Origin of the sequence: Commensalibacter nepenthis (assembly GCF_029953305.1) — a bacterium.
GTDB lineage: Bacteria > Pseudomonadota > Alphaproteobacteria > Acetobacterales > Acetobacteraceae > Commensalibacter > Commensalibacter nepenthis.
In genome coordinates this window covers 273,488-292,619 of sequence record NZ_JASBAN010000001.1, presented here as the reverse complement: position 1 = coordinate 292,619, position 19,132 = coordinate 273,488, and the positions used below count along the sequence as shown (strand labels likewise).

General features: G+C 37.6%; 15 protein-coding genes and 1 other RNA gene. 12 read left to right on the top strand and 4 right to left on the bottom strand.

Annotated features, from left to right (window positions below; genetic code table 11):
• Nucleotides 1–128: 128 nt before the first annotated feature.
• Nucleotides 129–704: a YqgE/AlgH family protein gene (locus QJV33_RS01305; RefSeq protein WP_281461621.1), complete on the bottom strand. Its 576-nt coding sequence runs from the start codon at nucleotides 702–704 to the stop codon at nucleotides 129–131.
• A 183-nt stretch (nucleotides 705–887) separates the two neighbouring features.
• Here QJV33_RS01305 and QJV33_RS01300 point away from each other — a divergent pair, with 183 nt between their 5' ends.
• Both QJV33_RS01300 and QJV33_RS01295 read left to right on the top strand, forming a co-directional pair.
• Nucleotides 888–1,649: an SDR family NAD(P)-dependent oxidoreductase gene (locus QJV33_RS01300; protein ID WP_281461620.1), complete on the top strand. Its 762-nt coding sequence runs from the start codon at nucleotides 888–890 to the stop codon at nucleotides 1,647–1,649.
• Nucleotides 1,650–1,674: 25 nt separating this feature from the next.
• Entirely contained in the window at nucleotides 1,675–2,673 is a 999-nt protein-coding gene (locus QJV33_RS01295; RefSeq protein ID WP_281461619.1) for a PPK2 family polyphosphate kinase, read from the top strand.
• A gap of 92 nt (nucleotides 2,674–2,765) precedes the next feature.
• On the opposite strand, the gene clpA is transcribed toward QJV33_RS01295, so the two are convergent.
• Nucleotides 2,766–5,090 carry an ATP-dependent Clp protease ATP-binding subunit ClpA gene (gene clpA / locus QJV33_RS01290; protein ID WP_281461618.1) on the bottom strand — a complete coding sequence of 775 codons (2,325 nt, stop codon included), beginning with the start codon at nucleotides 5,088–5,090 and terminating at the stop codon, nucleotides 2,766–2,768.
• 154 nt (nucleotides 5,091–5,244) lie between these two features.
• The gene (gene clpS / locus QJV33_RS01285) at nucleotides 5,245–5,604 is read right to left on the bottom strand and encodes an ATP-dependent Clp protease adapter ClpS (protein WP_281461617.1); all 360 of its coding nucleotides are present in this window, start codon (nucleotides 5,602–5,604) and stop codon (nucleotides 5,245–5,247) included.
• A 549-nt stretch (nucleotides 5,605–6,153) separates the two neighbouring features.
• Here clpS and QJV33_RS01280 point away from each other — a divergent pair.
• The 8 genes from QJV33_RS01280 (at nucleotide 6,154) to recR (ending at nucleotide 16,582) form a co-directional block, all read left to right on the top strand.
• Entirely contained in the window at nucleotides 6,154–7,104 is a 951-nt protein-coding gene (locus QJV33_RS01280) for a D-alanyl-D-alanine carboxypeptidase family protein (protein ID WP_281463361.1), read from the top strand.
• 122 nt (nucleotides 7,105–7,226) lie between these two features.
• Nucleotides 7,227–8,018: a type I methionyl aminopeptidase gene (gene map / locus QJV33_RS01275; RefSeq protein WP_281461616.1), complete on the top strand. Its 792-nt coding sequence runs from the start codon at nucleotides 7,227–7,229 to the stop codon at nucleotides 8,016–8,018.
• 933 nt (nucleotides 8,019–8,951) lie between these two features.
• The gene (locus QJV33_RS01270; RefSeq protein ID WP_281461615.1) at nucleotides 8,952–10,616 is read left to right on the top strand and encodes a dihydroxyacetone kinase subunit DhaK; all 1,665 of its coding nucleotides are present in this window, start codon (nucleotides 8,952–8,954) and stop codon (nucleotides 10,614–10,616) included.
• Between the two features lie 967 nt (nucleotides 10,617–11,583).
• Entirely contained in the window at nucleotides 11,584–13,410 is a 1,827-nt protein-coding gene (ggt, locus tag QJV33_RS01265) for a gamma-glutamyltransferase (protein WP_281461614.1), read from the top strand.
• A gap of 63 nt (nucleotides 13,411–13,473) precedes the next feature.
• Nucleotides 13,474–13,568, top strand: an RNA gene (gene ffs, locus QJV33_RS01260) — signal recognition particle sRNA small type.
• Between the two features lie 82 nt (nucleotides 13,569–13,650).
• Nucleotides 13,651–15,579, top strand: coding sequence for a DNA polymerase III subunit gamma/tau (locus tag QJV33_RS01255; protein ID WP_281461613.1), 1,929 nt, complete (start codon nucleotides 13,651–13,653; stop codon nucleotides 15,577–15,579).
• A gap of 30 nt (nucleotides 15,580–15,609) precedes the next feature.
• Nucleotides 15,610–15,933 (top strand): YbaB/EbfC family nucleoid-associated protein, encoded by a 324-nt coding sequence (locus tag QJV33_RS01250; protein WP_271790200.1) that lies wholly within the window; start codon nucleotides 15,610–15,612, stop codon nucleotides 15,931–15,933.
• A 55-nt stretch (nucleotides 15,934–15,988) separates the two neighbouring features.
• The gene (gene recR / locus QJV33_RS01245) at nucleotides 15,989–16,582 is read left to right on the top strand and encodes a recombination mediator RecR (RefSeq protein ID WP_281461612.1); all 594 of its coding nucleotides are present in this window, start codon (nucleotides 15,989–15,991) and stop codon (nucleotides 16,580–16,582) included.
• A gap of 211 nt (nucleotides 16,583–16,793) precedes the next feature.
• Here the strand turns inward: recR and QJV33_RS11990 are convergent, their stop codons facing one another.
• Nucleotides 16,794–17,036 carry an N-acetylmuramoyl-L-alanine amidase-like domain-containing protein gene (locus tag QJV33_RS11990; RefSeq protein ID WP_408869644.1) on the bottom strand — a complete coding sequence of 81 codons (243 nt, stop codon included), beginning with the start codon at nucleotides 17,034–17,036 and terminating at the stop codon, nucleotides 16,794–16,796.
• A gap of 284 nt (nucleotides 17,037–17,320) precedes the next feature.
• Between QJV33_RS11990 and QJV33_RS01240 the strand changes: the two genes are divergently transcribed.
• Nucleotides 17,321–17,482 (top strand): DUF4089 domain-containing protein, encoded by a 162-nt coding sequence (locus tag QJV33_RS01240; protein WP_281461611.1) that lies wholly within the window; start codon nucleotides 17,321–17,323, stop codon nucleotides 17,480–17,482.
• Between the two features lie 10 nt (nucleotides 17,483–17,492).
• A complete protein-coding gene (locus QJV33_RS01235; protein WP_281461610.1) occupies nucleotides 17,493–18,842 on the top strand; it encodes an AtzE family amidohydrolase in 1,350 nt (449 codons plus the stop codon).
• Nucleotides 18,843–19,132 lie beyond the last annotated feature (290 nt).

Genomic DNA, 19,132 nt, shown 5'->3' with positions numbered 1-19,132 from the left:
AGCTGGACGATATTCTAGGAATAATAAGAAAGAAGAAGAGCGTAGACAATCATAGTTGTTAAAGAATGATATGAACTCTTTCTGTATAGGTTTCTTATTTATTTCTAGAAATGTATTTGATTAACTAATTAGGATTTTCCTATAAAATAAGATAATTTGCCAGGGTCAATTGAAATAGAATGTAATGCGTTACGCCATTTTTGCGTATAATGAGGACTGAATAACATTTCTTCATGGCAAGGCGCGATGTGCCAAATACTATTCTTTAATTCTTCTTCTAATTGGCCAGGCGCCCAGCTGGCATGTCCTAATGCTAATAAAGAATATTTAGGACCTTTTCCAATTGAAAGGTCTCGTAAGACATCAAGACTTGCATTTAACAAAACCTTGTCCGTCACGGGAATACATCCGTTGGTTTCCCAGTCCGTAGAGTGTAATACCAACCCATGTGCATTTTCAACGGGCCCACCAGCGCTGACAGAGAATGCAGCGTCTGGAGGAATGGGGGCAATGCCGAGTTGTTGTAACAACTCTTCGGGAGTGGGTTTTGTAAGATGACGGTTGACAATAATCCCCATTGCTCCCTCTTGTGGAGAGTACGCACAAAGAAAAATAACCGTTTGTGCAAAAGGCGGTGCGGTAATGAAAGGGCTGGCGATTAACAATTGACCCGCAAGACCGTTGGATAGATCAGAGAAATGCAAAACTATATTACCTTGTTTTTATAAAGAAACAAAATACGATATTACTATAATCATTTTATGGGAATTATGAAGATTTTTAAAGAGTATAATGTAAAGTTGTTTTAAATGATGATTTTTTCAGTGGCGAATTATCTATATATTTTATAATTTATTATAAATATGTTAATAACAAGGAAAAATATAATGGCAGAACAAAAAATTGCTTTGGTGACGGGGGCTTCTGCTGGATTTGGTAGGGCAATTACCCGTCGGTTGGCGCATGATGGATATAAAGTGATTGCCACAGCACGTCGTCAAGATAAATTAGAACAGTTGGCTCAAGAATTGTCGGGAAATGTGTATCCTGTGGTTATGGATATGGCTGACTCTAAAGAGATCGAAAAGACCCTACAAAATTTACCTGCTGAATGGCAAGAAATTGATGTATTGGTTAATAATGCAGGACTGGCTTTGGGAGTTGATCCTATTCCTAATATTTCCTTGTCAGATTGGGATCAAATGATTCAAACAAATGTGATTGGGCTTATTCATTTGACACAGCTTACAATCAGTGGGATGCTGAAAAGAGAGAAGGGACATGTTCTTTCACTTGGTAGTATAGCAGGGACGTATCCTTATCCTGGAGGGAATGTTTATGGTGCAACAAAAGCATTTATTGCTCAATTTATGTTAAATTTAAAAACAGATTTATTGGGTACTTCGATCAGAGTGACAAATATTGAACCTGGTCTTTGTGGTGGGACTGAATTTAGTGAAGTTAGGTTGCAAGATCCTCAAAAAGCCAAAGCGGTTTACGATGGAACAACCCCCTTGACTGCAGAGGATATTGCTGAGACAGTCAGTTGGATTGTTGGATTACCATCTCATGTAAATATAAATAGGATTGAAATGATGCCTGTATGTCAGGCACCTGCAGGCGTTGCCGTAGCAAGAAAAATTAATTAAAAATTGAAATAATTGGAGAATAATAATGGTTGATAAATCCGCTCGTGAAATTCTAAGATCAAAATATAAAGTTGAACATGGTAAGAAATTTAAACTTTCTGATTATGATCCTGCTGATACGGCAGGACTTTCTTTAACTAAAAAAGAAGCTAAAAAAGCTCTGAAAAAACGGGTGAAACGTTTATGTGAGTTGCAAGAATTATTATATGCTAATGATAATCGTACTTTGATTGTAGCTTTACAAGGAATGGATACATCAGGCAAAGATGGCACCATTAAACATGTAACGTCAGGGGTCAATCCACAAGGTATCTTTGTGGCTTCTTTTAAACAGCCTGGTCCTGTTGAGCTGGCACATGATTATTTATGGCGTATTCATGTTGCCGTGCCACCAAAAGGGAAAATCGGAATATTTAATCGTAGTCATTATGAGGAAGTATTAGTGACCAAAATTCATTCAGAAGTTTTGGAAAAACAAAGACTTCCTGAAGAAGTGATGAAAGATAAAAATTTTTGGAAATACCGTTATGAAGATATTTGCAATTTTGAAGCCTATTTGCACAGACAAGGTTACGGGTTTGTTAAGATATTTTTGAATATCTCTAAGGAAGAGCAACGTTTACGTCTTTTGTCTCGTTTGGATCGTACGGATAAACAATGGAAATTTTCGCCAAGTGATCCAAAAGAAAGAAAATTCTGGGAACAATATCAAGATGCTTATCAAGAAGCCATTGAAATGACAGCAACTTCAGAAGCACCTTGGTTTATCGTTCCTGCAGACAATAAATGGTTTGCACGTCTTGTTGTGGTTGAATTGATGATAGCTGAGTTAGAAAAATTTGAAATGGTTGCGCCTAAGCCCAACCCTGAAATTCTAACATCCTTGAATTTACTTAAGGTAGAGTTGGGTGGGGATCCAGATCATAAAGCATTAATGAAAGAGAAAAAAGCAAGGAAAATTGCAAAGTTAAAAGAAATTGAAAAAAAGATTAAAGAAGAAAAGCAAAACATTAAAAACCAATAATCAAAGTTTACCTAGAATGATTTGCTGTTCTTAATGTAACGAGCATAAAAAAAGCCAGTCATATTTGACTGGCTTGGGAAAAAATTAATTACTTAAGAAGATTCTAAAGCAGCTTTTTTTTGTCGTTTAAGTTTTTGCAAGGGCATTGCTTTATATTCAAAACTTAATTTATCGTTCTCCACATGAATATGAACCTCTCCACCATTAACAAGTTGACCAAATAAAATTTCTTCTGCTAAAATTTTACTGATATTATCTTGAATAATTCTGTTTAATGGTCTCGCACCGTAAACAGGGTCATATCCGTGCTTAATTAACCAATCTTTTGCTGGTTGGGACAGGGTGAGAATAACCTTTTGCTCATTTAAACGGTCTTGTAATTCTTGAATAAATTTATTGACAACTTTGGTAATTGTTACTTTTGACAATGCAGCAAATGGAACGATGGCATCAAGACGGTTTCTAAATTCAGGGGAAAAAGTTTCTTTAATTGTTTCGTTATTATCAATATTAATTTGATTATTCACAAATCCAATAACAGGCTTGCTGAACTCTGATGCTCCTGCATTGGTGGTCATGATAATGATGGCATTTCTAAAATTAACCACTTTGCCATTATGGTCGGTTAACGTGCCATGATCCATCACTTGCAACAAGATATTATAGATATCAGCGTGTGCTTTTTCGATTTCATCAAGTAACAAGACACAATGAGGATGCTGGTCGACAAAATCGGTTAATAACCCACCTTGGTCGAAACCCACATAACCAGGAGGGGCACCAATTAATCTGGAAATAGAATGTTTTTCCATATATTCAGACATATCAAAACGGATTAATTTAACCCCAAGGACATGTGCCAATTGGCGTGCGACTTCTGTTTTACCCACGCCCGTAGAGCCACAAAATAAATAGCTGCCGATCGGTTTTTCAGACGAACGCAACCCAGCTCTGGACATTTTGATGGCAGAGGTCAATAAATCAATCGCTTGGTCTTGTCCAAAGATCGCTTTTTTGAGTTTTGCGTCAATTTGCTTTAATGATTTTTTATCATCCGAGGAAACTGTTTTTTCTGGAATTCGAGCCAGCTTCGCGATGGTTTTTTCAATATCATGGACGTTGATAATTTTCTTTCTTTTATTTTCAGGCAAGAGTGCTTGGATTGCACCAACCTCATCAATAATATCCAGTGCTTTGTCAGGTAATTTTCGATCGTGAATATATTTAATTGATAACGTAACCGCTGTTTGAATCGCTTCTTTGGTATAGGAAATATTATGATGTTTTTCATAATTTTCCTTTAGTCCAAGAAGAATTTGGAATGTTTCATCTGCGGTTGGCTCAATGACATCGATTTTTTGAAAACGCCTGACCAAAGCATGATCTTTTTTAATATGTTGACGATATTCTTTATAGGTTGTGGAACCAATGCAACGTAAGCTGCCATTCGCCAAAGCTGGTTTTAATAAATTAGACGCATCCAAGGAAGCATTAGAAGTCGATCCAGCACCGACGATCGTATGGATTTCATCAATAAAGAGAATGGCTTTTTCTTCGTTTTGTAGGGCTTGGATAATTGCTTTTAACCGCTCTTCAAAATCCCCACGATAGCGCGTGCCAGCCATTAAAATTCCCATGTCGAGGGCATAGATGGTGGATTTACGTAAAACCTCTGGAATGGTCCCATTGATGATTTTAAGTGCCAGCCCTTCGATAATTGCCGTTTTACCAACACCAGGATCGCCTACTAATAATGGATTATTCTTGGTGCGTCGGCAAAGGATTTGAATGGTTCGTTCGATTTCAGCATCCCGACCAATTAAAGGATCAATTAAACCCGAAGCTGCTTTTTCATTTAGATTAACGCAATATTGGTATAAAGGGTTTTCATTATTGCTGTTTGTTTGTTCTTTTTGTTCTTCTAAAAAGAAATCTTCAAGATCGTCATTTTCTTCTGATAAATGAGGATAATGCGGAGGGGAAGATTTTTTTGTGATTTTGTGAGCCAAAAAGTTCAAAACGTCTAGTTTAGTTAGGTTTTGAGATTGTAAAAAATAGACAGCATGACTCTCATGCTCAGAGAATAAAGCAATGATGACATTGGCGGCATTCACATCTTGGGCTTCATTTGATTGAACATGGATGCTGGCACGTTGAATGACGCGTTGGAATGCGGTGGTTGGTTTTGGATTGGTCTCGATATTCGTTGTTAAGATAGAGAGGTCATTTTGCATAAAATATTGGATGTCATGGCGTAATTGTAGGATATTTACACGGCAAGCATCAAATATAACAATTGCATCAGGATCTTCGGTTAATCCATATAACAAATGTTCAAGTGTTGCGTATTCATGGTTATATTTCCCCGCTAATTCAAAAGCCCGGCAGAGGGAATGCTCTAAATTATTGGATAACACAATATTACTACCTTAAAAATTATACTCTATAAATCGATACAAAATTCATTCTATTGCAAGAAATATAATTTTCAAACAATATTTATCAAAAAAAAGATGTATTATATGCATAATCCCACTCATTTTGATATGTTATTAAATAAATAGAGTTGAATTATTCTTTTTCAAGGATAGTTTGCAAAGGATGTTGATGTTTTTTTGATAATTGCATGACTTGATTTTGTTTTGTTTCAGCAATTTCATAGGTAAAGGCACCACAATTTCCCATGCCCGTATTGTGTATTTCATACATAATCTTAATGGCTTCTTCTTTTTCTTTTTGAAAAATGCTTTCAAGGACGTAAACAACAAAATCCATTGGTGTAAAATCATCATTTAGCATGATGATTTTATACATTGGTGGTTTTTTTGTTTGTTGTAATGACAAACTATCGACGTTTTCGAGTATCTGAGAATCGGTAGAAGAAAACGTGCTTTGGGTTGTGTGATGATAAAAAGGTAACAAAACAGACATATTCACGGACATATTATAAAGGGATATCATTCTAAGATAATGGATAGTTTTACTTCATTTGAAAGTAGTTACAGAGAAACTAAACACATCTTTTTTTCATTTACAAGCAGTTATTCCTTTGTTTTGACTTAAAAATAAGTTCTTGCAATGTTTTTTCATATTTTATCTATACCCTAGTGACTTACGATTATACTTTAAACAATTGTAATATATGTTTATATTTTATGTTTTTATAAGATTCTTTGATTGATAGAAGGAAATAAAAATGCTAACCTTGACGGATGCATAAAGATGAGGGCTATGGTTGATTATGTTTAAAGAAACAGAACGGTTTCTTTACATAATTTTTACTAAAAATAATCATTAATTTATAAGTCATTCGGGCAGTATTAGGGGAGCAAAGTGATAGGATATATTTCTGATTATAATCACGATCGTTTAATCAAAAGAAAATTTTCGATTAAAAAATCATTGTTAACGTTACATACAAAGAAAGCAATTGGTTTTTTTGCGTTTTCAGTATCGATTTGTGCATTTCTTTTATCTCCTATGGCACATGCTCAATATGCTGGTCGTATTAGCACCATTGTGACGGATATTAATGGCAAGGTCATTTCCAAAGACGACCCTGATTTACAGCGCTATCCTGCCAGTCTGACAAAGATGATGACATTGTATATGACGTTTCGTGCGTTACATGCTAATGCGATTTCTTTAAATCAACGTATTCCTGTTTCTATTCATGCGGCTTCTATGGAACCTTCAAAATTGGGGTTACGAGCAGGATCAACGATTACTGTTCGTGAAGCTGTTTTGGGACTGGTCACGAAGTCTGCGAATGATGCTGCTTGTGCATTGGGTGAATTTATTGGCGGTGGTGACGAGCCACGTTTTGCTCAAATGATGACCCAACAAGCCAGAGTCATTGGGATGAATGATTCTACTTTTCGGAATGCATCAGGATTACCAGACCCAGATCAGGTGACTACCGCAAGAGATATGGCGACCCTAGCGCGTCATTTGATTTTAGATTATCCCGAATATTACCCTTTCTTCAAAGTTCCTTCCTTCAATTTTCGCGGTCGTACGATACCTAATCATGATCCTTTGATTAAAGGCTATGCTGGGGCTGACGGTTTAAAAACGGGATATACTGCGGCGGCTGGACATAATTTAGTCGGTTCTGCAGTGCAAGGGAACGTGCGTTTGGTTGGGGTTGTGATGGGAGCCCCCAGTAACTCACGACGTAATGCGGTGATGATGAGTGCGTTGGATGATGGGTTTTCAAAATATGGGGTAACACCAGCTGAAAGACCTCTCGTTTTAGCCAGAGCAACACAACGGGGACGGTCGCATAAACGCTCCAAAGTGATTTTGGCCAGAGCGACGCGTTCTTCAAAAGGTGGCGTTGTTCAGGTTGCTCAATTGCCTGTTAAATCGAAAAAAGCGAAGGCTTCTAAGGCAACGACAAAACATACTGCTAAACATAAAAGAAGATAAAAAATCTCCTATAATTTTTAATCTTATTAATAAATGTTATTAAGAATGAGTTTACCTTGCCCAACTAATATGTATTATTGGTTGGGTATTTTATTTTAAGTTTATTTCATTTGGAGGCTTATATGGCGGATCGACGGATGGTATTTTATACTCAAGAAGATTTTGTTGGGTTAAGAGCCGCTGGACGTCTAGCTGCTGAAACGCTAGATATGATTACCCCGTTTGTTAAAGAGGGCGTAACCACAGAAGAGTTGAATAGAATTATTCATGAATATACCATAGAACATGGTGCAATTCCTGCTCCTTTGAATTATCATGGTTTTCCAAAATCTTGTTGTATTTCGATTAATCATGTTGTTTGTCATGGTATCCCAGGCGATCGTCGCTTAATGAATGGCGATATTTTAAATATCGATGTGACCCCGATTTTAGAGGGGTGGTATGGTGACAGCAGCCGTATGTATGTTGTGGGTAAAATATCTCGTCTTGCACAAAGATTAATTGATGTGACCTATGAATCTTTGATGCGTGCGATTAAAGAGGTAAAACCAGGCAATACTTTGGGTGATATTGGACATGTGATCCAAGAATATGCCGAAGGACAACGCTTTTCGGTAGTCAGAGATTTTTGTGGTCATGGTATTGGACGTGTGTTTCATCAAGAACCAAATGTCTTGCATTATGGAAAAAGAGGGCAAGGGTTGGAATTGAAACCTGGAATGGTGTTTACTATTGAACCGATGTTAAATGTGGGTAAACCCGATGTTAAGATCCTTGATGATGATTGGACAGCTGTCACACGTGATCGTTCTTTGAGTGCACAGTTTGAGCATATGATGGGTGTAACTGAAGACGGTGTTGAAGTATTTACTTATTCTCCTAAAGGAATGAATCAACCTCCTTACGAATTATGATGATTGTAACAGTTTTTTTTTGTGATTAGGACAGTTTATTAGACAATTTTTTAGTGCAAATCATATTTTGTCATAAAACTCTGTTATAAGCAGAGTTTTATGTGGCTATAAAATCATCTTAAATCTATCGATCAACAATATCTATTTAATTGAGCGAATTTGATTATTTTCTTGCTTTAAAATTATGTTTGTTTTTGATAAGCAGTTTTTAATAATCAAAGAAGGATATATTTTGTTTGAATTTTGAGAATTTAAACAATGTTCAAACGAAATCTGATTTTGTTGGGATAAATTCATAGTAGCAACCGACCAGATATAATGTTGAAATAGATGTCGCTCTGGATCGTAATAATGATTACGATAATAATGAATAATCAGAAAAATCAGCAATACACATAAACAAAAGATCATTGCCCAATAAATTCGAATTGCTATCAAATGTAGGTTGGAAGCCATTTGGATGATACTCATGGGATGCGATGTATACATTTTTTTAGGGCGTCAAAATGTGTAAAAGCTTTAACGGTTTTAATACATTCATTGAATCTCTTTTCTGCTTCAGATTGTCGGGAAGGCGGAATATCTAATTGAGCAGTATAGATAATGATAGTTCGAAATTCTTGATAATATCGGCTACTGGTATCGAATGCTGTTATGACAAGCATCCAATAACACGCAAAGCATAAACAAGCCATTAAAAGCAGGCGCAATATCCATTGTAGTGTTATTATAGTGATATTTTTAAGAAGCATAGTTTTTTCATTATCGGCAAATATTAGAATAATATTCATTGTTTACTATGAAAATACAATTTAATATTGATAACAACTATATATTTTCACAAAAACTTGAATAGTGACTTGTCATGTTTGTTTGCCTTGGTGCATAGTAGTAGTTGTTGTTTAATAATTTTTAAAAATTTAAGGATGGATCATGTCAAATTTCTTTTTTAATGATCGTAAAGAACTTGTAAATGACGCTATAGAAGGATGCTTGGTGACAGCTCCTCATAAAAATCTTGCTAAACTTGATACAGACCCTTCGATGCGTATCGTTGTGCGTAAAGATTGGGACAAGCAAAAAGTAGCCGTTGTTTCTGGAGGCGGTGCAGGGCATGAGCCAGCACATCTTGGGTTCGTTGGAAAAGGAATGTTGACGGCAGCTGTATGTGGTGATTTATTCGCATCCCCCAGCGTTGATGCCGTATTAACAGCAATTATTGCTGTGACGGGTGAGGCTGGATGTCTGCTTGTGATTAAAAATTATACGGGTGATCGTTTAAATTTTGGGTTGGCTGCTGAAAAAGCAAAACATTTGGGCTATAAAGTTGAAATGGTCATCGTTCGTGATGATATTTCTTTGCCAGATAATAAACAACCTCGCGGAATTGCTGGGACAGTCTTTGTTCATAAAATGGCTGGATATGCCACAGAAGCAGGATATTCTTTGGCAGAAGTTAAAGAATTTGTGGATTATGCAAATAAACAAGTATTCAGCATTGGTGTGGCGATGTCTGGCTGTCATTTACCTCAGGCAAAAGGGGATGCACAACGTATCCCAGAGGGTTCTATTGAAGTAGGTTTGGGTATTCATGGTGAACCTGGTGCTAGTAAAGTGGCAACGCAAAATAGTCGTGAAGTCATTGAGCTGATGTTATCAAAATTAACACCTCATATTACCAAGAATAATCGTGTAGCGGTGATGGTGAATAATTTAGGTGGTGTTTCTGCTCTAGAGATGGCGATTGTAACCAAAGAGCTTTACCATAGCACATTTGCTTCACAAATTGATTATGTGGTTGGACCAGCATTGGTTGTGACTGCGTTGGATATGAAGGGCTTTTCTTTGAGTTTGTTGGTTCTTGATGAGAAGATTGAAAAAGCATTAACAGCACCAACAGAGGCATCATTTTGGGTTGGTGCTGTCAAACCTGAAAAAATGTCTGTTGTTTCTTTGGAAACAGTCGAAACAAAAGTTCAATATACCCCTTCTGATGACAAAGTTACGGGTAAAATCGTTGATGTTGTCACCCAGACGTTAAGTGATTTGGAGGATGAATTAAATGCGCTTGATGCCAAAGTGGGTGATGGCGATACTGGTGCAACTTTTGCTGCTGGTGCACGTGGGATTGCAGCATTATTAAACGCTCAAAATCTTCCATTAGCAGACCAATCTAAACTTTGTTTAGTGATTGGTGAACGTTTGGCTGTGGTGATGGGTGGCTCCAGTGGAGTATTATTCTCTATCTTCTTTACAGGTGCAGGGCAAAAACTCGCTGAAGGTAAATCTTTGGCTGAAGGACTATTATTTGGTTTGAATCAAATGAAGCATTATGGTGGTGCTGATCTTGGTGACAGAACCATGATTGATGCGTTGGAGCCTGCTTTAGAAGCATTTAAAAAAAATAATAGTTTAGAAGCCGTTGCAAAAGCTGCTGGTCAAGGCGCCGAAGATACCGCAAAATCAACCAAAGCAAATGCGGGTCGTTCTTCTTATTTGAATAGTGAAAGCTTGGTTGGAAATCCTGATCCTGGCGCTGTGGCTGTTGCCAAAGTATTTGCAGCTTTGTTCGGTCAATGCGGTAATTTAGGTCAATAAGATTAAATCAATTTTGCTTTAATTTTGTAGAAAGCTGTGTTGTTTTTTAACAACATAGCCTTTTTTATCATATATGATTGATTTTAAATTATAAAATTATTTTAATTATATATTTATTTATAATAATTATAATTTTTTATGAAATAAAATCATGAAAAATACAAGAATTTTTATAAGTGCTTTATTATTAACTTTGACAAGTTGTGAGGCGTTTGTGAGATGACAGTTATAAATATGGTAATGTAACACAAAAATCTAAAGAAGGAGCATGGGATAGTCTTGATATTTCATCAGATGATGTCGATTTTTTTGTTGTCTATATTTATTTGATTTATTTACATTTATGAGTGACAATCAATTTATTATGAATAAAATCAAATAATATATCATATAGTAACTGAAATATTATGCTGCGCCATGATTAGGATCAACAATGCTTAAAACCAAGATTGTATGGCTGTTGAGAAATATTGATTGTCTAAATTAAAATATAATTTTACTTGATGCTTTGTAACTAGAATAATTTGTTGAGTATTTTGGATTTCTGTAAACTGAATTTTCATATCATATAAATATTTTTGACTTGTTGAATGGTGGTACCTTTATGAATAAGATGGTGATTTAAAGTTATATTTTGTATGTGATTAAATTCATATTGTCTTAACCATAATTGATGATGATCGAAGCGTAAATTGATTTGATGGTAAAATAGTGCAAAAGACCCAGCCTCATCATTGATTGGGCATGTTTTATAATATTGTAGTTTTTAGAAATCTTGTCGATAAAATCTTCAAAATTAAATGTTGTTAATCTATCTTGGACAAGGTTGTTAAAATTTAACGTTTCGAATTGTATTTATTGAAGAATCAAACAATATTAATACTCGTTGCTTATAGACATTTTGATAAGGAATAGATTACTATTTTTAAAATATATAGACTTTAATTTATATCAAGAAAGAATTGCCGTGGAAACTATTTCTTCAACATTAAAACGACGTGTTTTACAATCCGCCTTTGGTGCATTATTGTTGTCAGGCAGCTGTTTTTCTCTTTCTGCTTATGCGCAAACTGGAAACGGGGTGGATGCGCTGGCATTTGGTGGAACGCCTGCGGCGAATATTCCAACGCAACCTGTTGCAGCCTATAATGGGATGGTGGTTTCTGCCAGTGATTTGGCTGCCAAAGTGGGCGCACAAGTTTTAAAAGATGGTGGAAATGCTGCGGATGCTGCGGTTGCGGTGGCCTATGCAATGGCGGTGACGTATCCTGCGGCGGGGAATATTGGTGGGGGTGGTTTTTTAACCATTCGCTTGCCAAATGGTCAGGCTCATTTTGTTGATTTCCGTGAAAAAGCCCCCAGTGCTGCCACTGAAAAAATGTATCAAGACAAAGATGGTAAGGTCATTCCAAACGCATCTGTTCTTGGATGGAAAGCCGTTGGTGTTCCTGGAACTGTGGCAGGAATGGAGTTGGTTCGTGAAAAATGGGGTAGTAAATCCAGAGCGGACTTGATTGCCCCTGCGATCAAGCTTGCAAAAGATGGATATGTTTTAACCAAAGAAGATATTGAACTTTTCTCAACTGCAACGGCTGATTTTGCCAAAGATACAGAAGCGGCAAAGATTTTTTTAAAAGCAGATGGTACCCCTTGGAAAGTAGGCGATATATTTCGTCAAGAAGATTTGGCAAGAACACTGAAATTGATTGCTGAAAAAGGGAATGATGCGTTTTATAAAGGAAAAATAGCCAAACAAATTGTTGCTGCTAGTGTAAAACATGGTGGTATTTTACAAATGAAAGATTTTGAAACCTATCAACCGCGTATTATGCAGCCTTTGACATGTTCGTATCGTGGGTATGTGATTGATACAGCACCGCCTCCAAGTGGTGGTGGGGTGGCATTATGTGAAATGCTGAATATCATTGGTGGTTATGATATGAAAAAGCTGGGATTGCAAACATTACCAGCAGCTCAAAGAGAAATCGAAGCCATGCGTCGTGCTTATTCTGATCGCAGAGATTTAGGAGACCCAGCGTTTGTGCAAAATAATATTGAACGTTTTTTAAACCTACAATATGCAGCTGATATTCGTAAAGCTTTGAATTTTAAACACGCTGTTAATTCTGCTGCTTTGGTTCCAGGACAAGTGGAATTGGCTAAAAATGCGAAAGCTGGCGTGCAACAAACACATGAGAAAAATGAAACCACGCATTTCTCTATCATTGATAAAGACGGTATGGCTGTTTCCATGACTTATACGCTGAATGGTTGGTTTGGTGCGCGTGTGGTTGCTGGAAACACAGGAATCGTTATGAATGATGAAATGGATGATTTTGCCACCGCAGCAGGTCAAGCCAATATGTACGGGATTGTTGGCAGCAAAGCCAATGCCATTGCCCCTGGTAAAACGCCTTTATCTTCTATGACACCAACCATTGTGTCGAAAGATAATCAACCTTTTATGGTGATTGGCAGCCCTGGTGGTTCTCGTATTCCAACGATTGTGTTATCCGTATTAACGGGCGTTATTGATTATGATTTAAATATTCAACAAGCGATTAATTTGCCGCGTATCCATCAACAATGGGAGCCTGTTCCTGTGCAATTGGAATTTAATGCGTTAAGTCCCGCAGTTCGTGAAGGGTTAAAGAAAAAAGGGTATCCTTTGGATTTATACTCTACATGGGGAATTGCCGAGGGTATTGTTGTCGGTAAAGACAAAGATGGAAAACGGATTTATTATGGCGGTACTGACTATCGTCATTCTGGCGGTGCCGTTGTGGGTGAATAATTTTTCATAAAATAAAAAAAAAGACTTGTCATCTACCCACCCTTTTGTGCTAGAAGAGGGGTGGGAAGTCATGAGTGGACGAATACCTTGTGAACTCGGTCAGGTCCGGAAGGAAGCAGCCATTGCGAGTATCATTCGGGTCATTTGTGGCTTGCCACCTTACATTGATCGTTAAGGGTAAAGATGCAGGTCTTTGATTAAATGTCCTGATTTTATTATTTTATTTCCTGGAATGAGTTGATGACAGATCTTCCGGACGAGAATTTTCCTTTACCTGATGAGACACAATCCGCTGGTTTATTCGAAGATTTGCCTCAAGCTGCACCAAAAGTCGAAAAATCGTATCGTGTCTTAGCCCGTAAATATCGCCCTCAGAATTTTGATGATTTAATTGGTCAAGAAGCAATGGTACGCACGATGCGTAATGCTTTCGCCATGGGACGAGTGGCACATGCATTTATGCTGACGGGGGTGCGTGGGGTTGGAAAAACAACGACGGCTCGTATTATTGCACGTGCATTAAATTGTGTGGGAGAGGACGGTAATGGCGGGCCAACGGCTGACCCTTGTGGTGTTTGTCCAAATTGTAAAGCCATTTTAGCGGATCGTCATCCTGATGTTTTAGAAATTGATGCTGCCTCTCATACAGGGGTGGATGATGTGCGTGAGATCATCGAAGGGTCTCGTTTCCGTCCATTACAAGCACGGATGAAAGTCTATATCATTGATGAAGTGCATATGCTTTCTCGGAATGCATTTAATGCCCTCTTAAAAACGCTGGAAGAACCCCCAGAGCAAGTTACCTTTATTTTTGCAACAACTGAAATTCGTAAAGTTCCCGTGACGGTATTGTCCCGTTGTCAGCGCTTTGATTTGCGCCGAGTGCCTCAAGAACAGTTACAAGATCACTTTGCGAAACTTGCCGAGCTGGAACATGTATCGATTGCTCCAGAAGCCATTAATTTAATTGCCAGAGCTGCGGATGGGTCGGTCAGAGATGGGTTGTCTTTACTCGATCAAGCGATTGCGCAAAGAGATGGCGAGGATGAGGCTGAACAGATCAAAGCTTCAACTGTTTCAGAAATGTTGGGCTTTGCCGATCGTGCCTTAGTATTTGATTTATTCAAAGCAATGATGGCGGGCAAGCCCGATCAAGTCTTAGCATTAACCGATCAAGCCTATGCCAGTGGTGCAGATTTAGGAGTGTTACTGGCAGATTTATTGGATATGGTGCATTTAATCTCAAGGATTCAATCCGTTCCTGCTTTAAAAAATAGTGCCGAACTTTCCGAGATTGAGCGTATTCAAGGGGGAGAGCTAGCAGACAAACTCTCTGTGCCTGTTTTGGGACGCACATGGCAAATGCTGTTAAAAGGAACGCGTGAGGTTGATATGGCACCTAATCGCAAAGCTGCGGTTGAAATGGTGCTGATTCGTTTATGTTATGTTTCCGACCTGCCGTCTCCTGATGAGTTAATCAAGCAAATTAAAAATGGGGGCGGTAATGCTCAGATGAGTGGTGGAAAAGTTACTGCTTCTTCATCCTCTCTGGCATCTCCTTCAGTTTCAGGAGGCGGAGATAAATTTTTATATGCTGTGGGGCAAAATAGTGCTGTTTCAACAGGATATTCTCAGCCAGAGGTGGCGCAAGCCTATGCTGTGCCAGAAGTCCAAGAGCAAATAGAACCTGTTCACGAAAAAACAACTTGGCACAGTTGGCGTGAAGTTGTTGTGTTCGTCAAAGAAAAGCAAGAGCGTTTATTACATGCGCATTTGCGAAATTCAGTGCATTTGGTTAAGTTTGCTCCGCCCATGATTGAGTTTAGGGTGGAAGACAAAGCTCCGAATAATCTCGCGCAACAGCTCTCTAAACTCTTGAATGAATATTCGACCCAGCGTTGGACGATTGTGTTGTCTCAACATCAAGGGGAACCCTCTTTGATGGAGCAAGAGGTGCTTCAAGCCGAGGCAGATTTGAAAGAAGTCGGACAAGATCCCTTTATTTTGGGAATTATGGAAATATTTCCTGGTGCAAAGCTTGGGAAACTTGTCAATCCTCAGTTAGATGAGTATGGTTTGTTTCCAGAAGATATTCCATCAATGGATGGGGATGAAGGGGCAATGCGTTTTGATGATCCTGAAATTCCGCCCTATGATCCTGATGAATAAAATGATTTTAACGAATGGAGTTTATAAACTATGAAAAATTTTGCTAATCTTATGAAGCAAGCGTCTCAGATGCAAAGCAAAATGAATGAAATGCAAGAAAAATTAGCACAAATTACCGTTGAAGGTTCCTCTGGAGCGGGATTGGTAACCGTGCAATTGGCTGGTAAAGGGGAGATGAAATCAATTAAAATTGATCCTAAACTTGCTGATGCGAATGAAATGGAAATGTTACAAGACTTAATCGTTGCTGCTTATACCGAAGCACGTCGTCAACTTGACGAAAAAACCAAAGAAGAAATGCAAAAAGTAACGGGTGGTATGAATCTTCCTGAGGGGTTAAATTTACCTTTCTAAATGATTATATATTACGAAGTTGTAATTCAGTAATATATTATTAAAGGACAGAAGAATGGGTGGCCCTGAAATAGAACGATTAATTGCTTTATTAAGCAAATTACCAGGATTGGGGCCACGTTCTGCACGCAGAGCCACTCTGGCGTTATTAAAGCAACCTCAGTCACGTATGGTGCCTTTGGCACAGGCTTTGCAACAAGCGGCTGACCATGTTAAGACATGCTCTGAATGTGGGAATTTGGACAGCTCTGACCCTTGTATCATTTGCAATAACCCCGATCGTCATGCCGAACAAATCTGCGTTGTGGAAACCGTTGGTGATTTGTGGGCGTTGGAAAAAACGGCAATATTTAAAGGGCGATATCAAGTGTTGGGTGGGTCATTATCTCCTTTGTCGGGGATTGGACCAGAGGATTTAAATATTGCCCCGTTATTACGACGTTTAGAAAAGCAACAAGTCAAAGAAATTATTTTAGCATTGGGTGCAACGGTCGATGGGGTGACAACAATGCATTGGTTATATGACCAATTGCTGCCTTGGGGTGTTAAAATTACGCAGGTAAGCCAAGGAATTCCAATGGGTGGCTCATTGGAAGTCATGGATGAAGGTACGTTGACCGCAGCCCTGACAACCAGACGATCTGTTTAGGCGATCATTGAGCGCGTAGAACCATAATTCTAGGTTTATGTTTGATATATTCTAAAAAAGAACTATTAATGGCTTTACCATTTTTCTATAATGAAGACGCGTTACGAAAATAAACTTGATTGCCATTTTGATTGAGACGTTTGAAAATAGTCACATTATTGAGACTGATTTTCTGCGTGATTTCTTCGGCATTTTTAGCAACAATATAATATCAGTCCGAAAAGAAATGTTTGCGATGAAAAAACTGATAGTTTTCGTCAATATATCTGATTTTGATTAAATCTTCGATAAAACCATTTGCGTTACGCGATTGTGATAAAGCAAGGATATAGTCAATAAAAGTAAAGCAATCAATAGTTTTTAAATTAACGACTAATTTCTTGGGATGTGTAAAGAGGAACCCATTAATATATCGCTTTGATAAGGTGTATTTAAAAAGTTTTAGAAATATCATCGATGGAATGATTTTTACTTTATCAATATTGGTTAATTTCTTGTTGTGTGTTGTTACTTAAAATAAGGGTGATAAACAGCATGTGCGTTGGGTAGTACAATATAAAAACTGCTTAATATCAAAAATAAGGGAATGAATATAAAGTAAAGCAAATATTTTAGAAAATCATCAAATCTCTGTGCAAAAAGAATATTTGATAAAGATAATTCTTTTATGCCTGCTAAAAAAGATTAAGATTAACAAAGCATGGCGTGCGTTGCTATGATTTCAGCAAGGGGTTAATAATGAGTAATGATCGATTTTATCAAATGATTCAGATGCTTTCTGATAGCATTAATTTAACTATTCCTGATGAATGTAGGGAAGGTGTACAAAATAATACCAAGCTTTTGCATCAATATAGCCAACTTATTCATCAATTTGATATTCCTGAAATAGAAGAATAAGGACGAGACTGTGAGCATTATCAAAGAAATCACAACGAATATTCGCTCTGGACACTATTCTGCACAACAAGTTATTTCTTCTTATCTAGAGATAATATCTCACTATGATTCCTCAATTAATAGTGTGACACGTGTTTTACAAAATCGTGCGCTACAATCAGCCAAAGAAATAGATAATTCTATCTCGCAAGGTAAGGATATTGGCTCTTTGGCAGGGGTGCCGTTTGGGGTTAAAGATCTATTTGACGTTAAAGGTGAAGTTACAACAGCAGGCTCTAAGTTTTTGTCCAAAAATCAACCTGCAAAACAAGATGCTGAAATCATTCGTCGTTTATGTGCGGCAGGGGCTATTCCAGTTGCCACGACCAATATGGATGAATTTGCGTATGGGTTTGTCACCGATAATGCTCATCATGGTATAACGCATAATCCACATGATTTTTCAAGATTTGCAGGGGGATCATCAGGAGGATCAGCCGCAGCAGTTGGTGGTGGATTATTTCCATTTGCTTTGGGGTCAGATACGAATGGGTCTATTCGTGTGCCTGCTTCTCTTTGTGGAGTATGGGGTATTCGCCCCACTTATGGAAGCATCCCGATGCAAGGGGTTTATCCATTTGCAGAGAGCTTTGATACGATTGGTCCTTTTTGCCAAACAATAGAAGATTTAAAAACTGTTTTTAATGTAATGGCTGGAAAGGAAGAGTCTGTTTTTTTTCCATCTATTCCATCTGTGAAAATTGCACAAATCGGAGGATGGTTTGAAAGAGATGTCGATCAAGATATTCTAGATTCTATCCAAGAAATTACTGGTTTATTTCGATATAATAAAAAAATAGAATTACAGTATATTGAACAAGTACGTGCAGCATCGTTTCTCATAACCGCTTCAGAGGGAGGGAAACTCCATTTGCCCTCCTTACGTGAACAACCCTTAGAATATGATCCCGCCACCAGAGAGCGTTTAATGGCAGGCGGATTATTACCTGTTTCGACATATCTAAAAGCTAAAGAAATTCAACGATGGTTTGAACAATATTTAGCGAGGATTTTTAATGATTATGATTTGTTAATTGCTCCAGTGGTTGGATCTGTTGCGCCTCAAATTGATAATCCTGTTGTTATGGTGAATGGCAACCCTGTATCAGCTCGGGTGAATTTAGGAATTTATACGCAGCCATTAAGCATGAGCCACTGTCCTATTTTATCTGTACCTTTAAACCGAGATGGGAAATTGCCAGTGGGTTTACAGTTAATTGCGAAACCTCATCAAGAGGAATTATTATTTGCTGTAGGGGCGATGTTAGAGCAAAAGGATATTGCGAAATCTTCTATTATTCAACGTAATCAGATGAAATAATCGATATGGTTATTGTTTAATCTCAAAAAATTACACTGAGCTATTATTAGGCGGTATTCTAGGTTTTGGGTCATTTTGAAGCCTAAAACATGCCGTGATGGTCGGCTGTTTCGCAATTTACAACTAAAAAGCAGGGATTGCATTCGGCCGCAATTAGAGTCTTTCTTTATATTTTAATTTACATACATATTTTATTGATGAATATCATATAATAAGACATTGTTTCATATAGTTTTTTTTTAATCTTTTGAAGATTGGTGACAGTCTTTGATTTATCACAATACTGTTAT